Source organism: Stappia sp. BW2, from assembly GCF_008107695.1.
GTDB lineage: Bacteria > Pseudomonadota > Alphaproteobacteria > Rhizobiales > Stappiaceae > Roseibium.
Genome location: NZ_VIRG01000070.1, coordinates 1,497,840 through 1,515,580 on the forward strand (window position 1 = coordinate 1,497,840; position 17,741 = coordinate 1,515,580).

14 protein-coding genes and 1 pseudogene are annotated in these 17,741 nt (G+C 56.1%); 9 read left to right on the top strand and 6 right to left on the bottom strand.

Going from position 1 to position 17,741, the window contains the following annotated elements; all coding sequences use genetic code 11:
* Nucleotides 1–82: 82 nt before the first annotated feature.
* Nucleotides 83–1,402: an HlyD family type I secretion periplasmic adaptor subunit gene (locus FMN63_RS25860; RefSeq protein WP_148586951.1), complete on the bottom strand. Its 1,320-nt coding sequence runs from the start codon at nucleotides 1,400–1,402 to the stop codon at nucleotides 83–85.
* 240 nt (nucleotides 1,403–1,642) lie between these two features.
* Here FMN63_RS25860 and paaG point away from each other — a divergent pair, with 240 nt between their 5' ends.
* From paaG to paaK, 3 genes are read left to right on the top strand one after another with little or no spacing between them, the layout of a single operon-like run.
* Nucleotides 1,643–2,437, top strand: a complete 795-nt coding sequence (gene paaG, locus FMN63_RS25865) for a 2-(1,2-epoxy-1,2-dihydrophenyl)acetyl-CoA isomerase PaaG (RefSeq protein WP_148586952.1) — start codon at nucleotides 1,643–1,645, stop codon at nucleotides 2,435–2,437.
* A 12-nt stretch (nucleotides 2,438–2,449) separates the two neighbouring features.
* Nucleotides 2,450–2,875: a hydroxyphenylacetyl-CoA thioesterase PaaI gene (gene paaI / locus FMN63_RS25870; RefSeq protein ID WP_148586953.1), complete on the top strand. Its 426-nt coding sequence runs from the start codon at nucleotides 2,450–2,452 to the stop codon at nucleotides 2,873–2,875.
* A gap of 37 nt (nucleotides 2,876–2,912) precedes the next feature.
* Nucleotides 2,913–4,223 (top strand): phenylacetate--CoA ligase PaaK, encoded by a 1,311-nt coding sequence (paaK, locus tag FMN63_RS25875; RefSeq protein ID WP_148586954.1) that lies wholly within the window; start codon nucleotides 2,913–2,915, stop codon nucleotides 4,221–4,223.
* 206 nt (nucleotides 4,224–4,429) lie between these two features.
* Here paaK and FMN63_RS25880 read toward each other — a convergent pair.
* Nucleotides 4,430–4,785: pseudogene (locus tag FMN63_RS25880) on the bottom strand (hotdog family protein); the annotation flags it as partial.
* Nucleotides 4,786–5,052: 267 nt separating this feature from the next.
* On the opposite strand from FMN63_RS25880, the gene FMN63_RS25885 reads away from it, so the two are divergent.
* Nucleotides 5,053–6,150 (top strand): zinc ABC transporter substrate-binding protein, encoded by a 1,098-nt coding sequence (locus FMN63_RS25885; protein ID WP_148586955.1) that lies wholly within the window; start codon nucleotides 5,053–5,055, stop codon nucleotides 6,148–6,150.
* A gap of 74 nt (nucleotides 6,151–6,224) precedes the next feature.
* Here the strand turns inward: FMN63_RS25885 and FMN63_RS25890 are convergent, their stop codons facing one another.
* Nucleotides 6,225–8,210: a L,D-transpeptidase family protein gene (locus FMN63_RS25890; RefSeq protein ID WP_209001317.1), complete on the bottom strand. Its 1,986-nt coding sequence runs from the start codon at nucleotides 8,208–8,210 to the stop codon at nucleotides 6,225–6,227.
* 439 nt (nucleotides 8,211–8,649) lie between these two features.
* Between FMN63_RS25890 and FMN63_RS25895 the strand changes: the two genes are divergently transcribed.
* A complete protein-coding gene (locus tag FMN63_RS25895) occupies nucleotides 8,650–9,126 on the top strand; it encodes a hypothetical protein (protein ID WP_148586956.1) in 477 nt (158 codons plus the stop codon).
* A gap of 60 nt (nucleotides 9,127–9,186) precedes the next feature.
* Here FMN63_RS25895 and FMN63_RS25900 read toward each other — a convergent pair whose 3' ends face one another.
* On the bottom strand, nucleotides 9,187–9,747 hold the full coding sequence (locus tag FMN63_RS25900; protein ID WP_148586957.1) for a single-stranded DNA-binding protein: 561 nt from the start codon (nucleotides 9,745–9,747) through the stop codon (nucleotides 9,187–9,189).
* Nucleotides 9,748–10,368: 621 nt separating this feature from the next.
* Between FMN63_RS25900 and uvrA the strand changes: the two genes are divergently transcribed.
* The 4 genes from uvrA to trmFO all read left to right on the top strand — a co-directional run bounded on the left by uvrA (nucleotide 10,369) and on the right by trmFO (nucleotide 16,364).
* The gene (gene uvrA, locus FMN63_RS25905; RefSeq protein WP_148587364.1) at nucleotides 10,369–13,260 is read left to right on the top strand and encodes an excinuclease ABC subunit UvrA; all 2,892 of its coding nucleotides are present in this window, start codon (nucleotides 10,369–10,371) and stop codon (nucleotides 13,258–13,260) included.
* A 244-nt stretch (nucleotides 13,261–13,504) separates the two neighbouring features.
* Nucleotides 13,505–13,654 carry a DUF1127 domain-containing protein gene (locus tag FMN63_RS25910; RefSeq protein WP_006933294.1) on the top strand — a complete coding sequence of 50 codons (150 nt, stop codon included), beginning with the start codon at nucleotides 13,505–13,507 and terminating at the stop codon, nucleotides 13,652–13,654.
* An 850-nt stretch (nucleotides 13,655–14,504) separates the two neighbouring features.
* Complete coding sequence (locus FMN63_RS25915) at nucleotides 14,505–14,654, top strand: DUF1127 domain-containing protein (protein WP_148586958.1); 150 nt, start codon at nucleotides 14,505–14,507, stop codon at nucleotides 14,652–14,654.
* A gap of 291 nt (nucleotides 14,655–14,945) precedes the next feature.
* Nucleotides 14,946–16,364, top strand: a complete 1,419-nt coding sequence (trmFO, locus tag FMN63_RS25920) for a methylenetetrahydrofolate--tRNA-(uracil(54)-C(5))-methyltransferase (FADH(2)-oxidizing) TrmFO (RefSeq protein ID WP_148586959.1) — start codon at nucleotides 14,946–14,948, stop codon at nucleotides 16,362–16,364.
* 115 nt (nucleotides 16,365–16,479) lie between these two features.
* Here trmFO and FMN63_RS25925 read toward each other — a convergent pair whose 3' ends face one another.
* Both FMN63_RS25925 and FMN63_RS25930 read right to left on the bottom strand, forming a co-directional pair.
* The gene (locus FMN63_RS25925) at nucleotides 16,480–17,331 is read right to left on the bottom strand and encodes a phytoene/squalene synthase family protein (protein WP_148586960.1); all 852 of its coding nucleotides are present in this window, start codon (nucleotides 17,329–17,331) and stop codon (nucleotides 16,480–16,482) included.
* A 24-nt stretch (nucleotides 17,332–17,355) separates the two neighbouring features.
* Entirely contained in the window at nucleotides 17,356–17,733 is a 378-nt protein-coding gene (locus FMN63_RS25930; RefSeq protein ID WP_148586961.1) for an Mth938-like domain-containing protein, read from the bottom strand.
* Nucleotides 17,734–17,741 lie beyond the last annotated feature (8 nt).

Here is a 17,741-nt window from a genome sequence, read left to right on the forward strand (position 1 = left end):
TGACCAAAAGCCCCACCGGAAACGGCGGGGCTTTTCATTTGCCGCACTATCGAGGAAAACCGGATAGTCTTGTAACGCGCGCTCAACGTTCGCTGAGTGGATCACCGATTGCGCGGGTCACAGGTTTCAGCATGTACTGCAGTACCGACTTGGAGCCGGTAACGATCTTCGCATCAACGACCATACCGGGCGAGATTGTTTCCGCATGCGCGCCGTGACCGATGGTGTTGGTCTTGAGGGGGATCGTGGCCTTGAAATAGTAGTTGCCGTATTCATCCCGGAAACTTGAGGCCGAGATAACGGACACCTCGCCTTTCAAGGTCCCCTCGATGTTCGGATCAAATGTTGTAACGGCAATCTCCGCTTCGTCGCCGACATCCACATGACCAATGTCTCGCGGGGAAACACGAACCTCGGCGACAAGATCGCTGTCGCTTGGCACCACTTCGGCCACGACATCACCGGGCGCCAGAACGCTTCCTGGACCTTTGAGATAAAGCGCCTTCACGTGTCCGCTGACAGGGGCCCGCACGAACAGACGATCGAAACGGTCTTTCTGCTTGTCGGCTTCAAAAATCAGTTCGCTGCGCTCCTGCGTGACACGGCTGCGCTCAACGGCCTGCTCTTCTTCTGCGACGGCGATCGACCGTTCCAGGCTGGCTGTTGCCTCTTCCAATTGTGCCTTGACGCTGCCGCTCATACCTTTCAGTTCACTCAGCTGGCTCTGAGCAACTTGAAGAGCTGACTTGGAATCCAGAAAACGCCGTTTGGAAGTATATCCCTGCTCGAAGAGGCTTTCCTGGATCTGGTATTTTTCCTGTTCGATCTCGACCTGCATTTCCTGAAGCGCAATCCGTTCCAGAATACTGGTCAGCTCGGCCTGCTTTTCGCTGACCCTGGCCTGCAGGGCCTGCTGTTCCTTTTCCAACGCGAGGCGCTGTGCATCGTAAGCAGCCTGCTGGGCCTCGCTGAAGCCAGCTTCAGCACCGAGCCTCAGACCATTCGCGCCGGTACCAAGGTCGGGATTGCCGAGGCGTTGCTCTTCCGTTGCCAGAAATTTCAGCCGGGTCTGCACTTTTTCGAGGTCGCTCGACGTCGCTGCTTCCTGCAGGCGAACGATCGGATCTCCCTTTTTAACCAGCTGGCCTTCCTGAACAATCACCTCGGCAACAATACCGCCTTCAAGATGGCCAACAGTCTGGACCTTGCCTGCGGGAACAATTTCACCCGTAGCATTTGCAACTTCACGCACCTGACCGATAGCAGCCCAGACAAGAAATGCAGCTGCAGTCACCGACAAGACCTGAAGGACGCGACGGTAGGCAACCGGTGGCGGCCCCTCCTCCAGTTCCAGGGGGATGTCCCACGAAAAATTGTCAGCGGTATTTTTACGGATAAACATGATGCCCTGGAGCTGGCTGTAGCTGCGCTAACTATCGATGATTAAAGTAAATATGAGCTGAATCGCGCGTTTACCATTTTTCCTCGGTTTCTAAGAAGGATCCCCGCCCCGCAGACGGCCAAAATTGAGCAAACGGAGGGATAATCTGCATTCTGGCTTTGACCAGAACGGATCGTCGTGCATTGATGTCACAAGAATATCCTATTGCTTGAAAAACACGTGATGCTTTGGGAGGGGCGTATGACGGACGCTAATACCGTGCTCGCTGAACAGCGCGATGGTTGTCTTTTTCTAACATTGAATCGACCGGATCGACTCAATGCTTTCAACGAGGCGATGCATCATGCGCTTCGCAAGCATTTGACCGCCGCGACGCAAGACAGCTCAATCCGTGCGGTATTGCTGACAGGAACCGGCCGCGCGTTTTGCGCAGGTCAGGACCTTTCCGACCGTGACATGCGCAATGGTGGCGAGGCTCCCGATCTTGGGGTGACGATTGAGACGCTCTACAATCCGCTGATCCGTCAGATCAGAGCCCTCAAAAAGCCGGTCATTTGTGCGGTCAACGGCGTTGCAGCGGGCGCTGGCGCCAATATTGCGCTTGCCTGCGACATTGTCCTGGCCGCTCAGTCGGCACGTTTCATACAGGCATTTTCGAAGATCGGACTGGTGCCCGATTCGGGCGGCACCTGGTTGCTGCCACGGTTGATCGGCGAAGCGCGTGCCAAGGCGCTTGCAATGACCGGGGAACCGTTGGGAGCCGAAACCGCTGCCTCTTGGGGGCTGATCTGGAAGTCGGTTCCGGACGCGGAATTGATGACAGAAGCCGGAACGCTGGCGACGCGACTGGCCACCGGGGCGACCACGGGACTGGCACTCACCAAGGACCTCATTCAGGCTGCAGCCGACCAGTCGCTCGACCGGCAACTCGATGCCGAACGTGACAGCCAGCGCCAGGCGGGTCGCACGAATGACTATCGTGAAGGCGTAACCGCTTTCCTGGAAAAACGGTCTGCCCGGTTTACCGGCGTTTGAATGAGGCCCCCCATGACACCGGACGAACTAGCTCGTGCCTGCGCCGACCGCATGTGGTCTCAGGACACAGCGTCACAGAACCTCGATATGAAACTCGAGGCCGTGCGCGCCGGCCATTCGACAATGGCAATGACGGTTACAAATGCCATGACCAATGGCCACGGGATCTGCCACGGCGGCTATATCTTCACGCTTGCTGACAGCGCTTTTGCCTTTGCCTGCAACACCTACAACCAGGTTACGGTCGCCCAACATTGTGACATCACGTTTCTGGCCCCTGCCCACCTGGGCGACCGCTTGACGGCCGTGGCCAGCGAAAGATCGCGTACGGGCCGGTCAGGTCTTTACGACATAACAGTGGCCAACCAGATGGGCACTGTTATTGCAGAATTCCGAGGAAATTCCAGAACAACTAAGGGTACAATTTTGCCGGATTGACGGCTGGTGGCCTACGGGCTGCCAAAGGGAGGAAACTATGGAAGATCTGGCTCCGCGACCGGGAGATCTTGAGCCTATTGAAAGAGCAAGCCGGGACGAATTGTCGGCCCTGCAATTGCAAAGGCTGCAATGGTCTCTCAATCATTCCTACGAAAATGTTCCGCTTTTCAGGAAACGCTTCGATGAAAAAGGCGTGCATCCTTCAGACTTGAAAACCCTCGCCGACCTGTCGAAATTTCCGTTCACGACAAAGAGCGATCTCAGGGACAATTATCCCTTCGGCCTCTTTGCTGTCCCGCGCGACAAGATCGTACGTGTGCATGCTTCTTCAGGAACAACGGGAAAACCGACGGTGGTCGGCTACACAGCCAACGACATCGACATGTGGGCCGGACTTGTCGCGCGCTCTATTCGTGCATCCGGCGGACGGCCTGGCGATATCATTCACGTTGCCTACGGCTACGGGCTCTTTACCGGTGGGCTCGGCGCCCACTATGGCGCTGAAAAGCTCGGCTGTACTGTTGTTCCGGTCTCGGGCGGCATGACGGAACGCCAGGTGACGCTGATACAGGACTTCAAACCGCGCATCATCATGGTAACGCCATCGTACCTCCTGTCTATTCTGGACGAGTTCCGAAAACAGGGTATCGATCCGCGTGAAACCTCACTGGTCACCGGGATCTTTGGTGCCGAACCCTGGACCAATGCCATGCGTCTGGAGATAGAAGACGCGTTCGACATGCATGCCGTCGACATTTACGGCCTGTCGGAAGTGCTCGGCCCAGGTGTCGCGAACGAATGCGTGGAGACCAAGGACGGCCTGCATATCTGGGAAGATCATTTCTACCCTGAAATCGTCGACCCCGTGACTGGCGACGTTCTGCCGGACGGCGAAATTGGTGAGCTGGTGTTTACCACCCTCACCAAGGAAGGCTTGCCGATGGTTCGCTATCGCACCCGCGACCTGACCCGGCTCTTGCCTGGGACGGCCCGGTCCATGCGGCGGATGGAAAAAATTACGGGTCGCTCCGACGACATGATCATTCTGCGCGGTGTCAATGTGTTCCCGACCCAGATCGAGGAACAGATCCTGAAATGTAAAGGGCTGTCTCCGCATTTCCAGATCGAGCTGTCCCGGTCTGACCGTCTCGACGTCATGACAGTGCATGTGGAAGCCCTGCCGAATGCGGCCGCGAGCGATGCACGGCAGGCCTCCGGCCGTGAACTCTCACACCATATCAAGAGCGTGGTCGGCGTTTCGGCAAAGATCAACGTCACCGAACCTGGCGCGGTCGAACGCTCTGCTGGAAAGGCAAAACGGGTGGTCGATAACCGTTCCAAGAAGTAACGAAGACGCGTAAGCCTCCCGTTGGGAGGCAGCTCTCCTGGACGCACAAAGCCCTCGCTCTTGTCTCGGCCAGGCAAAACGCGCTGGGATCATTGAACCGAGGAAGAAACGGCGGCAACTTTGCCAAACGCTTTCGACAAAGAAAAAGGCCACCCGATCAGGTGGCCTTTTCGTTTGAAGATGCAGGAGCCTTAGGCAGATACCGGCTATTCCTTAGCGACAAGTGTCAGAACGGTATACTGGCCGACCGACTCGCCCTTTTGATTGGTCACAAGACACTCCCACCGGACTTCGCGTAGCTGGCTGAAGTTCTTGGCGAGATTTCCTTTTCGGTCTGTTGCACCTTGAGTGCATCGCCCGCATTGACGGGCGTCATGAAGCGCAGGTTGTCGACGCCGTAGTTCGCCAGAACCGGTCCTTCTTCGGCGACGGACGGATCGTTCGTGAAAAGAAACGCGACCAGAGCCCCCTCGCCTCTGTGGGTTAGTTCAACAGATTCTTCCAACTCGTCGTAGGGCATCAATGTCGCTACCGGACCGAACGCCTCTACCGAATGCACCGCTTATGCGGTCAGGGGATTGTCATGATCAGTTGTGCAGCTTTGGGCGGAAATGGCTGTAGAAAACTGCGCGCCAGAGTTTCTTTGCCAGAGTGCATGAAGCTTTTGATCCATCGGCATTTTTGCAGGTTTACCCGTTGGTTTCCGGCAAACCAAGACGTTCGCAAACACTCCCGCAAACAAACCGGCACACGTGGACTTGAAAAACAAAATCCTGAACGTTATAAAATAACACGTAATAAGATTACATCTTTCTAAAGGTAATACCTGATGCCCCTCTCCTTTCCCGCCATCCAAAACGGCGCTACCCGCTCGCTCCGTCTAGTGGCTCCAACCACAGCTGCGCTTTTGAGCCTGACAGTGTTCGCGCATGCTGAAGTCCCGGAGGTTGTCACCTCCATCAAACCGCTCCATTCCATTGCCTCGGCCGTGATGGAAGGTGTCGGCACTCCGCAGGTCCTTATCGACGGAGCATCTTCCCCGCACGGGTATGCGTTGAAACCGTCACAGGCTTCTTTGCTTCAGGGTGCCGATGTTGTGTTCTGGGTCGGGCCGGAGTTGGCCCCTTCCCTCAAGAAGCCGATTGAAAACATGGCAAAGAATGCCGTGACTGTCGAGCTGATCGAGGCCCCGGAAATCCATCAACTCGACGTCCGGGAAGGCGCTACCTTCGACGCTCATGATCACCATCATGATGAGGGCGGCGAAGAAGACGAACATGCTGGTCACGACCATGATCATGACCATGATCATTCAGCCGATGAACATGACCACGACGAAGCCCATGGCGCTTCCGATCACGATGATCATGACCACGAAGCAGAGCATCATCACGCGGAGCACGAAGCCGTTGACCCGCATATCTGGCTAAACCCGGAAAACGGCGTCGAGATTGCTAAGATAATGGCAGATACCCTTGCAGAACGGGATCCTGCCAATGCCGATACCTACAAAAAGAATGCAGCAGCGTTCGCCAATCGGATCGGTGACCTCGACAAGGAGATTTCCGCTGAACTCGCCCCCCTGGCGGATCGCAAGTTCATCGTTTTCCACGATGCCTACCACCACTTCGAACATCATTACGATATTGAGGCAAGCGGCTCGGTTACCGTTTCTCCGGAGGCTTTGGCCAGTGCGGACCGGATCAAGGCAATTCAGAACAAGATCAGCGAACTCAATGTCAGCTGTGTTTTTCAGGAACCGCAATTCGACGCCAAGCTGGTTTCCGTTGTCATGGAAGGCAGCAACGCAAAATCGGCCACACTCGATCCGCTGGGAACAGGGCTTGAAAACGGACCGAACCTTTACCCGCAAATGCTCGAAGGGCTTGCAGTCTCCTTGAAAGCATGTCTGGGCGACGCGTCCTGAGACGGGCCGTTTAATCGATAAACGCAAAAAACCGCCGAAGGTCTCCCTTCGGCGGTTTTTTTGTCAGTTCCTGCTCAGGAGGCTCTGAGTTTTTCGCGCGCTGTTTCCGTTTTCTCGATTGCCTTCAACAGGTGCATGTCCCTGTCATAAACATCGGTATAAAACGCGATAGTCCCGTCCTGTTGTGGCCATGCTGTGAAGTAGGACACATAAACCGGAATATCACCGGTCACCTGTTCCTGTTCGTTCTGGCCATTCGAAATACGGGAGCTTACATAATCCTTCGACTTTCCGAGAACGGCAGCAGCCATGGCCCTTGGGTCCTGAAGGCGGACACAACCGTGGCTGAAGGCGCGCATGTCCTTCTTGAAGAGGCTCTTCGACGGTGTGTCATGCATGTAGATGTGATGCTTGTTGGGGAAGAGAATTTTGACCTCCCCAAGTGCGTTTGACCTGCCCGGGTACTGGCGCACATTGATGGACTGCTGTTTGGAGGCCACCGCATACCAATCCACGGCCGACGAGGAAACCTTGCGGCCGCCCGGCGTTGTGACTTCATATCCGGCGCGGTCCAGATAGCTGGGATCTTTGGCGAGTTTCGGCAGCATTTCGTTGACGATGATCGAATACGGCACACCCCAATAGGGATTGTATTCAACGGTCTCGATCTTGTCGTAGAAGAAGTTGGTCTGATTGGACTTCTTGCCGACAACCACGCGCATGCTCAGCGGATCTTGACCCGGTGCCGTATAGGTTGCCGTAAAGGCGGCCTGATTGATGAAGACCTTGCGCTCGCCAAGGTTCTCCGGCAGCCAGCGGCTGCGCTCCATTGCCAGTTCGACCTTTGCGATCTTCGCCGCGTTGGTTTCCCCCACCATCGCTTTGATGGTGTTCTTGCCGATGATGCCATCCGGCGTAAGCTTTGCTTCCTTCTGGAAGGCCTTCACCAGGTCCACAAGTTCCGGAGAATAAAGCTCAGCTCCGTTGTATGCGGTCAGCGTTTCGGCATGAGCCGTCTTGAGTTCTTCGGAGCCGTTCTTGTTGATCGCGGCAACAATATTCTTCATTTCAGGGCTGGACTTGCCTGCCTTGAGGAATGTTCCAGGTGCGATGACAATCTGGTCGGCGTCTTCGTTTTCCGCCCTCAAGAGGGCAAGTTCTTCAGTCAGTTCGCGGAAGTGATCACTTTGCGGCTGAACATCGGCCAATTCCTTCTCGACGTCCGATGTATTCTTGAAACCTTCCAACGCGCCAACGAGATCGACTTCGTGCCGAGGCAGGTCGTGATACTCGGAGATCCGGTTCGGATCGACACGACCGCGTCTGGAATCCAGAACATACGTCAGAACGGCTGCACTCATCTCCATTTCGAACCGCATCATCGCGGCATCGAGCGCCTCGCCTTCCAGTCCAGCGGTCGAGGGAAGATCAACAAGGTAGTCATCCGGGTTCAGCGCGTATTTGGCAGTGTCGCCAAGGCCACGGCGCACGGCAATTGCCTTGTCGGTCGGTTTGCCGTCCTTGACCCACACGAAATCAGGATGCTCGCGGTAAAAAGATATGACTGCAGCCCCAACCTCCGGCAGGACGGTCAGAGACATGTCCTTCAAAGCCGGACGCGCAGCATCGAACGCTGTCAAAACGACCGGAGCCTGAGGCACGCTATCGTTCTCGACAGCCGGCGCTTCCGGAATGTCAGCAGATTGCACGGTCGGCTTTACTTCCGCCGTCTTCATCTCTGACAGTTCGGCCAGAGAGACCGTTTTCCATTTATCGGGCGTGTAATTCAGGTACCGCGGCGCGGAGACCCTGGCCTTGGCTGCCTTCTTGCGCAGGTCCTTCTGTTGCTGCTGCTGTTCCCGTTCCTGCTGGCGCCGGTGCGCTTCAGGATTGAACAGGCGCTGGAACAGACCTTGCGCAGACGCTGTTTCCACGGTCGCAAGATTAACCCCGGAAAAAAGGACCGTCGCCATCAGGCCGGCCCTGAGGGAGGCGCCAAGCACAGAGCGTGTCCGGTTTTTCCTGGAACCTTCGCCCAGTGCCATTTCATTCGCTCGCATTGTTTAAACCCGTTTTTTTAGTCTGTTAGAACCCGACGCCTTGCCAAGTCTTCCAGGTATTTTCATTCCCTGTCAGGGCCGACGGCGTTCCGTCATAAGCGCTCCCGACTTCGGTTCGATGCGCATTATGCGGACATTGCAGCTTCAATGTGACCGGAGCGCACCCTTCAACTCCCTGGAACCGCATCTGTAACCCGATTGATACTATAACAGGGTTCATCAGATGGTTAAGGGACGTCGTCATGCACAGGTTTTGATATCCGTCGAGTGTGACGATTATGCCTCGTACCCGATGCGACCGAATTGGCCTTCGCGAACTCTCCTCATGCGGTAACGCTGTAATTTCCAAAAGCGTTTCAAAGTGACAGGTGTCACTTCACCCGTCACTTCAAAGACGTATCACGGCTTCACGATTAAGTGAGAAAAGCCGGAGAGCAACATGCCGTTTCAATTCAATGTCGGTGATCATTCGTCACCCGTCTGGAAATACAGCCGTTTCGATTCATCCCAGTATTCAAAGCTGAAGTGGGCTCGAAACAAATTGTTCAAAATGGTCAAGAACAATCCCTCCTGTAATGCCTATTTCCGCACGCTGCCCAAAGGGCGCAGCCTCACGGACATGATCAACGACAGCACGATTTGGGTGAACTACGGCCCGACGATATCGCCGCTGCACGGGGAAATACATGCCGCCACTGGTGAGATCGCGGTTGGCGACAGAGCCTTCAGTATGGGCAGGTGGATGGTGCTGGCGACCATTATCCACGAGTTCGCACATCACAACGGTGCGCCGATCACAGGTGGCGACACGCGCGCCGAAGAGGCCGTCTATCATTGCGGCCTGGGTACTGCGAAGGAATATTATGACGGTGTTGACGATCCAAGCACACCTTACGATCCCGACGTAGGTGGCTGATCAACATTCCATGGTGCGCGGCCCTAATGTCAGGGCCGCACATGGAGAAATCGGACTGGATCAGAACGGAATTTCGTCGTCCATCGGGCCACTGCCGCCACCGGACGGGCCACCATAACCGCCACCGCCGCTGGAACCGCCGCCGTAGCCGCCACCAAAATTCCCGCCGGAGCCGGAACCGGAACCACCACCGCCAAAGCCGCCGCCGCTGCCACCTTGAGAGTCATTGCTGTAATCGGGAAGACCACCGGAGGCACCGCCGCCTTCGCCGCGGCCATCAAGCATGGTCAGGTTGGAGTTGAAGCCCTGCAGCACGACTTCAGTTGAGTACCGGTCCTGACCGGACTGATCCTGCCATTTGCGCGTCTGAAGCTGACCTTCGAGATAGACCTTCGAGCCTTTGCGCAGATACTGCTCAGCGACCTTGCACAAGCCATCGTTGAAGATCACCACACGGTGCCATTCCGTTTTTTCACGACGTTCACCGGTGTTGCGATCACGCCAGGTTTCCGACGTCGCAATCCGGAGATTGGCGATCGGGCGGCCATCCTGCGTGCGGCGGATTTCCGGGTCTGCTCCCAAATTGCCGACCAAAATTACTTTGTTGACGCTGCCCGCCATACTGCACTCCTGTTTGTTTTTCGCTGAAGTGACTGCCGATTTCCACGTGCTTCTCCGGCACGTTCCGGCAATCAGCCCGCGCTGCAAGCTTCGCTGCTAGAAACCAGAACCCTAACGGTACGCCAACAGCTTCGCCGCTATTTTCGCCTGCCTTCACCCATTTTCCACAAGGCAGCATGCACTCAGCGGCCTGTTTCATGCGCCCAAAATTCGAGCACCTCTGAACGATACCACCATGAATTGCAGTTCGTTACAATTTGCTCCGTTGTCACTCCGGGCGCCTCCGGGCTGTCTGGGCGGACGTGAACACACGCTTTTCCCCGGTTTGGCTTCCCTTTCAGAACCGCTTCCTGACGCGGTGCCTGTCAATGTACTTGTTTTGTTCTTATCATTTCTGTAAAAGCGATTCAATCAGGCATCGAAACTGAAACGGCTTTGACCAAGATATCGGATATGCCTCACTGGAAGCTCCGCCCGAAACTGCTATATCGGGGCAACAGACATTATCTTTAATGGAACATCTCTAACGCACGCGCAGCATCAAACGGCATCAGGCGCCGCGTGCGGTCAGGAAGAACGACGATGAAGACAGCCAAGGGATCGCAGTCGGAGGAAACCTGGATGGCGGACCCCACCCGGGTCATCAGCATTCGTGGCGCGCGGGAACATAACCTCAAGGGTGTCGACCTGGACCTGCCTCGCGACAAGCTGATTGTGATGACCGGCTTATCGGGATCCGGAAAGTCTTCACTGGCCTTCGACACCATCTATGCCGAAGGACAGCGCCGGTACGTGGAAAGCCTCTCGGCCTATGCTCGTCAGTTCCTGGAAATGATGCAGAAGCCGGATGTCGACCAGATCGATGGCCTGTCACCGGCAATTTCCATTGAACAGAAGACCACGTCTCGTAACCCGCGTTCCACGGTTGGAACGGTTACCGAGATCTACGACTACATGCGCCTTTTGTTTGCGCGTGTTGGCATACCTTATTCGCCCGCGACGGGTCTGCCGATCGAAAGCCAGACTGTCAGTCAGATGGTCGACCGTGTCCTGGAATTGGAAGAAGGCGCGCGCCTTTATCTGCTCGCTCCAATGGTACGCGGCCGCAAGGGAGAATACCGCAAGGAACTTGCCGAGCTGATGAAGAAGGGCTTCCAGCGGGTCAAGATCGACGGCACTTTCCACGAAATTTCAGAAGCCCCTGCCCTCGACAAGAAGTTCAAGCACGATATTGATGTTGTCGTGGACCGAATTGTCGTTCGGGACGATATTTCGGGCAGGCTTGCCGATTCTCTGGAAACCGCGCTGAAACTCGCAGATGGCATCGCCATCGCCGAATTTGCCGACAAGACCGATGAGAACGGCAATCCGGAACGGATGATCTTTTCCGAAAAATTCGCCTGCCCCGTGTCCGGTTTCACAATTTCCGAAATCGAGCCACGCCTGTTCTCGTTCAACAATCCTTTCGGCGCCTGCCCCACGTGCGACGGTCTGGGCACGACGCTCGCGTTCGAGGATGATCTGGTGGTGCCTGACCACTCACTGTCCTTGCGCGAAGGTGCTGTGCTGCCCTGGGCCAAGACCGGGTCAACGTCTCCTTATTATGCGCAGACGCTTGAAGCGCTTTGCAGTCACTTCAAAGTGTCCATGGCGACACCCTGGAAAGATCTTCCGTCTGAGGTTCGCGAAGCGATCCTGCACGGCACCGGCAATGCGAAGATCGAGTTCGTTTACGACGATGGTGTCCGCAGCTACCGGACCGAAAAGACCTTCGAAGGTGTCATCGGCAATATCGAAAGGCGATGGCGCGAGACGGAATCCACCTGGGTTCGCGAAGAGCTCTCCAGGTTCCAGTCGGATCACGCCTGCCCGGCCTGCAACGGTTTTCGCCTGAAGCCCGAAGCACTCGCCGTAAAGATTGCCGGCAAGCATATCGGTCAGATCACGGAACATTCCATTCGTGATGCCAGCAAATGGTTTGAAGCTCTTCCGGCGCAGCTGAACGACAAACAGACAGAGATCGCCGGCCGCATTCTGAAGGAAATTCGGGAGAGACTGAAGTTCCTGAACGATGTCGGGCTCGAGTATCTGACGCTGTCCCGGTCTTCGGGAACACTTTCAGGCGGTGAGAGCCAACGTATCCGCCTCGCATCGCAGATCGGGTCTGGGCTGACAGGTGTTCTTTATGTGCTGGATGAACCCTCCATCGGCCTTCATCAACGCGACAATGCCCGCCTTCTGGAAACGCTCAAGCATCTGCGCGATCTCGGCAACACGGTGATTGTCGTTGAACATGATGAGGATGCGGTTATCACGGCCGATTACGTGGTTGATGTGGGACCGGGTGCCGGTGTCCATGGCGGAGAGATCGTCGCCAAGGGCACACCTTCCGAAATCATGGCCAATCCGAACTCGCTGACAGGCCAGTATCTGTCGGGAGCAAAGATGGTTTCGTGCAATGAAGAGCGCCGGAAAATCAACAAGAAGCGGAAGATTTCCGTTCGCGGTGCCCGCGGAAACAACCTCAAGGATATTGATGTCGACGTGCCGCTGGGCACCTTCACCTGTGTTACCGGCGTCTCCGGTGGCGGCAAGTCCACGTTCCTGATCGATACACTCTATAAGGCGGCTGCCCGCCGCCTCAACGGTGCACGGGACAACCCTGCCCCGCATGATCGCATCGAAGGGCTGGAGGTTCTCGACAAGGTCATCGACATCGACCAGTCACCCATCGGGCGGACGCCCCGGTCCAACCCTGCGACCTACACAGGCGCCTTTACCCCAATCCGTGAATGGTTTGCCGGCATGCCGGAGGCGAAGGCCAGAGGTTATCAGCCCGGCCGTTTCTCCTTCAACGTGAAGGGCGGTCGCTGCGAAGCCTGTCAGGGCGACGGCGTTATCAAGATCGAGATGCACTTCCTGCCGGATGTCTACGTCACCTGTGACGTGTGCAAAGGCAAACGCTACAATCGGGAAACGCTCGAGGTGGAGTTCAAGGGCAAGTCGATTGCCGACGTTCTCGACATGACCGTAGATGAAGCGGCCGTCTTCTTTTCCGCAGTTCCGTCAGTGCGCGACAAGATGGAGACCCTAGCACGTGTCGGTCTGGGCTACATCAAGGTCGGCCAGCAGGCAACGACGCTTTCGGGTGGTGAAGCGCAACGGGTAAAGCTCGCCAAGGAACTTTCAAAACGTTCGACAGGACGTACGCTGTACATTCTGGACGAGCCGACAACGGGCCTTCACTTCCATGATGTCGCCAAACTGCTGGAAGTGTTGCATGAGCTTGTTGATCAGGGAAACACGGTGCTGGTGATCGAGCACAATCTGGAAGTCATCAAGACGGCCGACTGGATTATCGACCTTGGGCCGGAAGGTGGTGACGGCGGCGGTACGGTTGTCGCGACCGGACGACCGGAAGACGTTGCCGAAGTGACCGAAAGCTACACGGGTCAATTTCTGCAGGAACTGCTCCAGCGACGGCCACAAAGGGCTCACGACGCGGCTGAATAAGCCTTAACCATTCTTTAGTTACGCGACGATGGGCCTGTGTGCGCCGCACACAGGCCTTTTCCGTTTGTTGTTCTGAATGTTATCCGAATCGGCATGGCTCACGCTGCTCAGACTTTGCTGCATTGCACCAAACGCATGTCAGACATGCAGAGATGGCACTTCTTTTATTTCGCGTGGTGAAATATATAATGTTTCAACAACGGCGCGGAACGCACACGCGTTTCGATAAATAAGGAATAAGAAGATGTTTGACACCGTGCGCCAAAAGTACAGCAACTGGGTAAGCTACCGCCGTGCGGTTGACGAGTTGTCCCGCCTTTCGGCCCGTGAGCTTGCCGACCTCGGCATCTGCCGCAGCGACATTAAGTTTGTCGCCCGCCGTCAGATTGGCTGAATGAAATAAAGAGATCGCGTCCCGAGGCATCCTCCTCCCAGCCAACGGACGTGTGACACGCAGGGCATCCTCCTCCCAGCCCTGTCACGTCGAAACGTCGCCCGCCAGCACCTCCTCCCGCTGGCGGGCGTTCGTTTTTCTGGCGTAGCGATTCTGCCTCACATCATTCGGCAAGTCGGCATTCTTCAAAAACGACAGTTCCCGATCGTTCAGCTTCAGCTTGTCACCTTATGCCCATCTTGGATTGGAACCAGGTGGCGCTGCCTCGTTGAGTCGCGTTGATCTGCTTTGACAGATGACTGCAGGACCAACGAGAAAGGAAACACGCATCAGATCATTTGAAGCAGCCTGTGGAAAAACGGATTCACGCTCCCGACTGTGCTGCATGCAAGGTGTGTGGTTGCCCGTGACGACTTCGAAATGATCCGATTCGATCATTTCGCAGGATATGCCTGTCACGACCCGGAGACTTTCATCGCCGCAGATGCCGCAATTCGGCAAGCGTAGATGAGTGATGTCCCCTTACAAACAGTATTTTGCTTTCGAAAGTCAGGACTGGCCTTTTGTGCTTCCGCACCACGTGCCTGCCCGCCGGAATGCCATGGGTTACCCCCCCTTCCTTCTCGCATGTGCGAACACGAAAAACATGACAGGTATGCGACAGGGGCGCAGCTAACTGCCACTTCAACCCTTTTAAGACTCTATTAATCTGCGTTTTCTGCATATCTGCTTCGCGATTTTAGATCTACCTCGCACTGCACAAAGCTCCTATCTTCCGGCCTGTAAGAGATGAACGGGCCAGACGCCGATCCGCGGTGCCATGGCCATGAGATAGCGAAAGGCCTAAACCATGATCGATACTGTTGTTCGCAAATACAATAACTGGAAACGCTTCCGTCAGACCTATGACGAGCTGTCCAACCTGTCCAACCGCGAACTGGACGACCTGGGCATTGCCCGCTCCGACATCGCTCGCTACGCGCGCATGTCCGCAAAGTAAAAAGTTTCGCGGTCAGAAGGTATCCTCCTCCCAATCTGATGACCGCATCTCCACACCTCGTGTGTGGAACTTCAAAAGCGCCTGCCGGTACCTCCTCCCACCGGCAGGCGTTTTTTTTTGCTTTTCAGCAGCGCATTCGCAAGAGCCCGTCGTGACATCAAGAGGCGATGGCCTTGCGGAGATTGCGGAAGCCCGACTTTGCCTGTAATCAGGACGGCAAAGCAATTGTCCGGGTGCGCCGTGCCGTATGACGGCGACGACAGGCGGCCGGATCAGTCCCAGGGACACAAAATGACCCCCATCCATATCATAGGCGGCGGCCTTGCCGGTTCAGAGGCCGCATGGCAGATTGCACAAGCCGGGTTGCCGGTCGTTCTTCACGAAATGCGCCCAGTCCGTAAAACGGATGCCCATCAGACTGATGGTCTTGCAGAACTTGTCTGCTCCAATTCCTTCCGTTCGGACGATTCGGAGCAAAACGCAGTCGGCTTGATACATCACGAACTGCGCCAGCTCGGCTCCCTGGTCATGTCCTGTGCGGATGCCCATCAAGTGCCTGCAGGCAGCGCGCTTGCGGTAGATCGGGACGGCTTTTCGAACGCCGTTACGTCGGCTCTTGAAAATCATCCGAATGTGACGATTTCCCGCGAGGAAATTGCCGGGTTACCGCCTGAAGACTGGGACAAAGTGGTCATTGCAACGGGTCCGCTGACATCACCGGCCCTCTCGAAGGCCATTCTGGAGAAAAGCGGGGAAGATGCTCTCGCGTTCTTCGATGCCATTGCCCCGATCGTCCATTTCGAAAGCGTTGACCTTTCCAAGGCCTGGTTCCAATCCCGCTACGACAAGGTTGGCCCCGGAGGTAACGGCAAGGACTATCTGAACTGCCCGCTGGACAAAGTTCAATACGAAACCTTTATCGATGCGCTTCTTGCTGGCGAAACTGCCGACTTCAAGGAATGGGAAGAGAATACGCCCTATTTCGACGGCTGCCTGCCGATTGAAGTCATGGCCGCGCGCGGTCGGGAAACGCTGCGTCATGGACCGATGAAGCCCATGGGCCTCACCAATGCCCATAACCCGGATGTAAAAGCCTACGCCGTTGTACAGCTGCGCCAGGACAATGCACTGGGTACGCTCTACAACATGGTCGGGTTCCAGACGAAACTCAAATATGGCGCCCAGGCTGATATCTTCCGCATGATTCCAGGCCTTGAAAGTGCGCAATTTGCCCGCCTTGGCGGACTTCACCGCAATACGTTCCTGAACTCGCCGAAGGTCCTCGACGGAACGCTTCGGTTGAAAGCCGATCCCCGGCTACGGTTTGCTGGTCAGATTACCGGCTGTGAAGGGTATGTGGAGTCGGCAAGTGTCGGCTGCCTTGCCGGTCTTTTCGCCGTCCTTGAAGCCCGTGGTCAGGATATCGTCCAACCACCGGCGACAACTGCCATGGGCGCACTGCTCGGCCACATAACCGGTGGGCACATCACACGGAACGACGGTGCCGGCAAACCGGGATCCTTCCAGCCAATGAACGTCAATTTCGGGCTGTTTCCCGAAGTGGACGCGCCAAACAAGGACGAGAACGGCAAGCGATTGAAGGGCAAGGACAAGACACGGGCCAAGAAATTGGCCATGACCAACCGTGCAAAGGCGGATTTCGCCGATTGGCAGGCAAAGCTCGGCCTCGTAAAACAGGCGGCCGAATAAGACAAGTTGTCGGGAGTTGATTTCAGGCAGCACCTGGCTGCGTCAACTTCTGAGCTTCCAACGACAGGCACTTTTCTTGCGAAGGCGCCTGTTCGCATTTAATGCTTCGACCGGATCAGATGGCCTTCAGGACATTTCCTGAGGCCCGCCAGAGTATCCACTGGCGCTTGAGTTGAGAAAGCTCCGCCACCTGCTTCAATGGATCCAGGTTGTCCTTTTCCAGTTTCTTCAGGAACGGTTCCACGAGAACAAGCGGAAGAAAAGCTGACTGGCAGGCGGCAGGAACATCCTTGGCCGATTGACGAACGCGCCCGAGGTGATGGCGAACATGGCCGCGCATTTCGGCAAGTACCGCACGGAGTTCCGGTGTCGTCTCGCCGCGAAAGACAATTTCGGTATTGAGATTATGCCGGTCGCAAACGTCCTTTGGCAGATACATTTGCTGTCTGGAGGCGTGCCAGGGAAGCGCGCGCATCAGCCCGGTCAGAGCGTAAGCTACACCCGCGTGCCCGGCAGCTGTCGCCGTACCTGATTCCTTGCCATTGTTCAGGACGAGGCACGCTAGCTGGATCAGACCGGAAACGGTCTCGCCGGCGTATCCTTCAAGGTCATTAAGGGTTGGCATCTGGTCGTTGTAGAGATCGAAGACCCGCGCATCCGCCATGGCCACAAGGCTGCCCTTTGGCAATGCGTATCTTTCGATGGTCTGAAGCAACGCGTTGGCAACCGGATTGGACGCAACAGCTCCATGTTCCGTGCCTTCCAGCAAGTCCCGCCACCATTGCAGCCGCACTTCGCCAGGAAGCGGCTCCGACACCAATTCGCGAATGCGGGCGATCTCGGCGCTGTAAGCATAAAGCGCCATCAGACCATCACGATGCGCTTCAGGTGCAAGCAACGCGCTGAGATAGCGGTCCTTGTCGAATTGACGAACCACATCGGCGGCATGATCAAAGTCGGTCGTCATTGAGCCGATAGCCTTTGAAGAGCGTCAGTCGACAGCAATAAGTGCAGCAGCGACTGCCCGGTCGTCTGACAGAAGCACGTTGAACGTGCGTATCGCCGCTCCGGTCGACATGGGGTCGGACAAGATGTCCGCCTCGCGAAACAGGTTTTTCAGATCTGCCGGCAAGGGCTGGAGTTCCTTGCCTGTTCCAACCAGAAGCACTTCAATATCTTCCTGTTCGTCCAGAACCTTCTGAAAGGCTTCAGGAGAAAAAGCAGACGTATCGTGCACGTCCCAGCCGTAAATGCCACTCGGAACACAAAGCAACGATCCGCGATGAGACATACCGGCAAACCGGAAGCCGCCATTGCCATAGGCTTCAAGCGGCGCCCGGCCCGGAAAGTGCGCATCGCGGATGTCCATCGTACCGT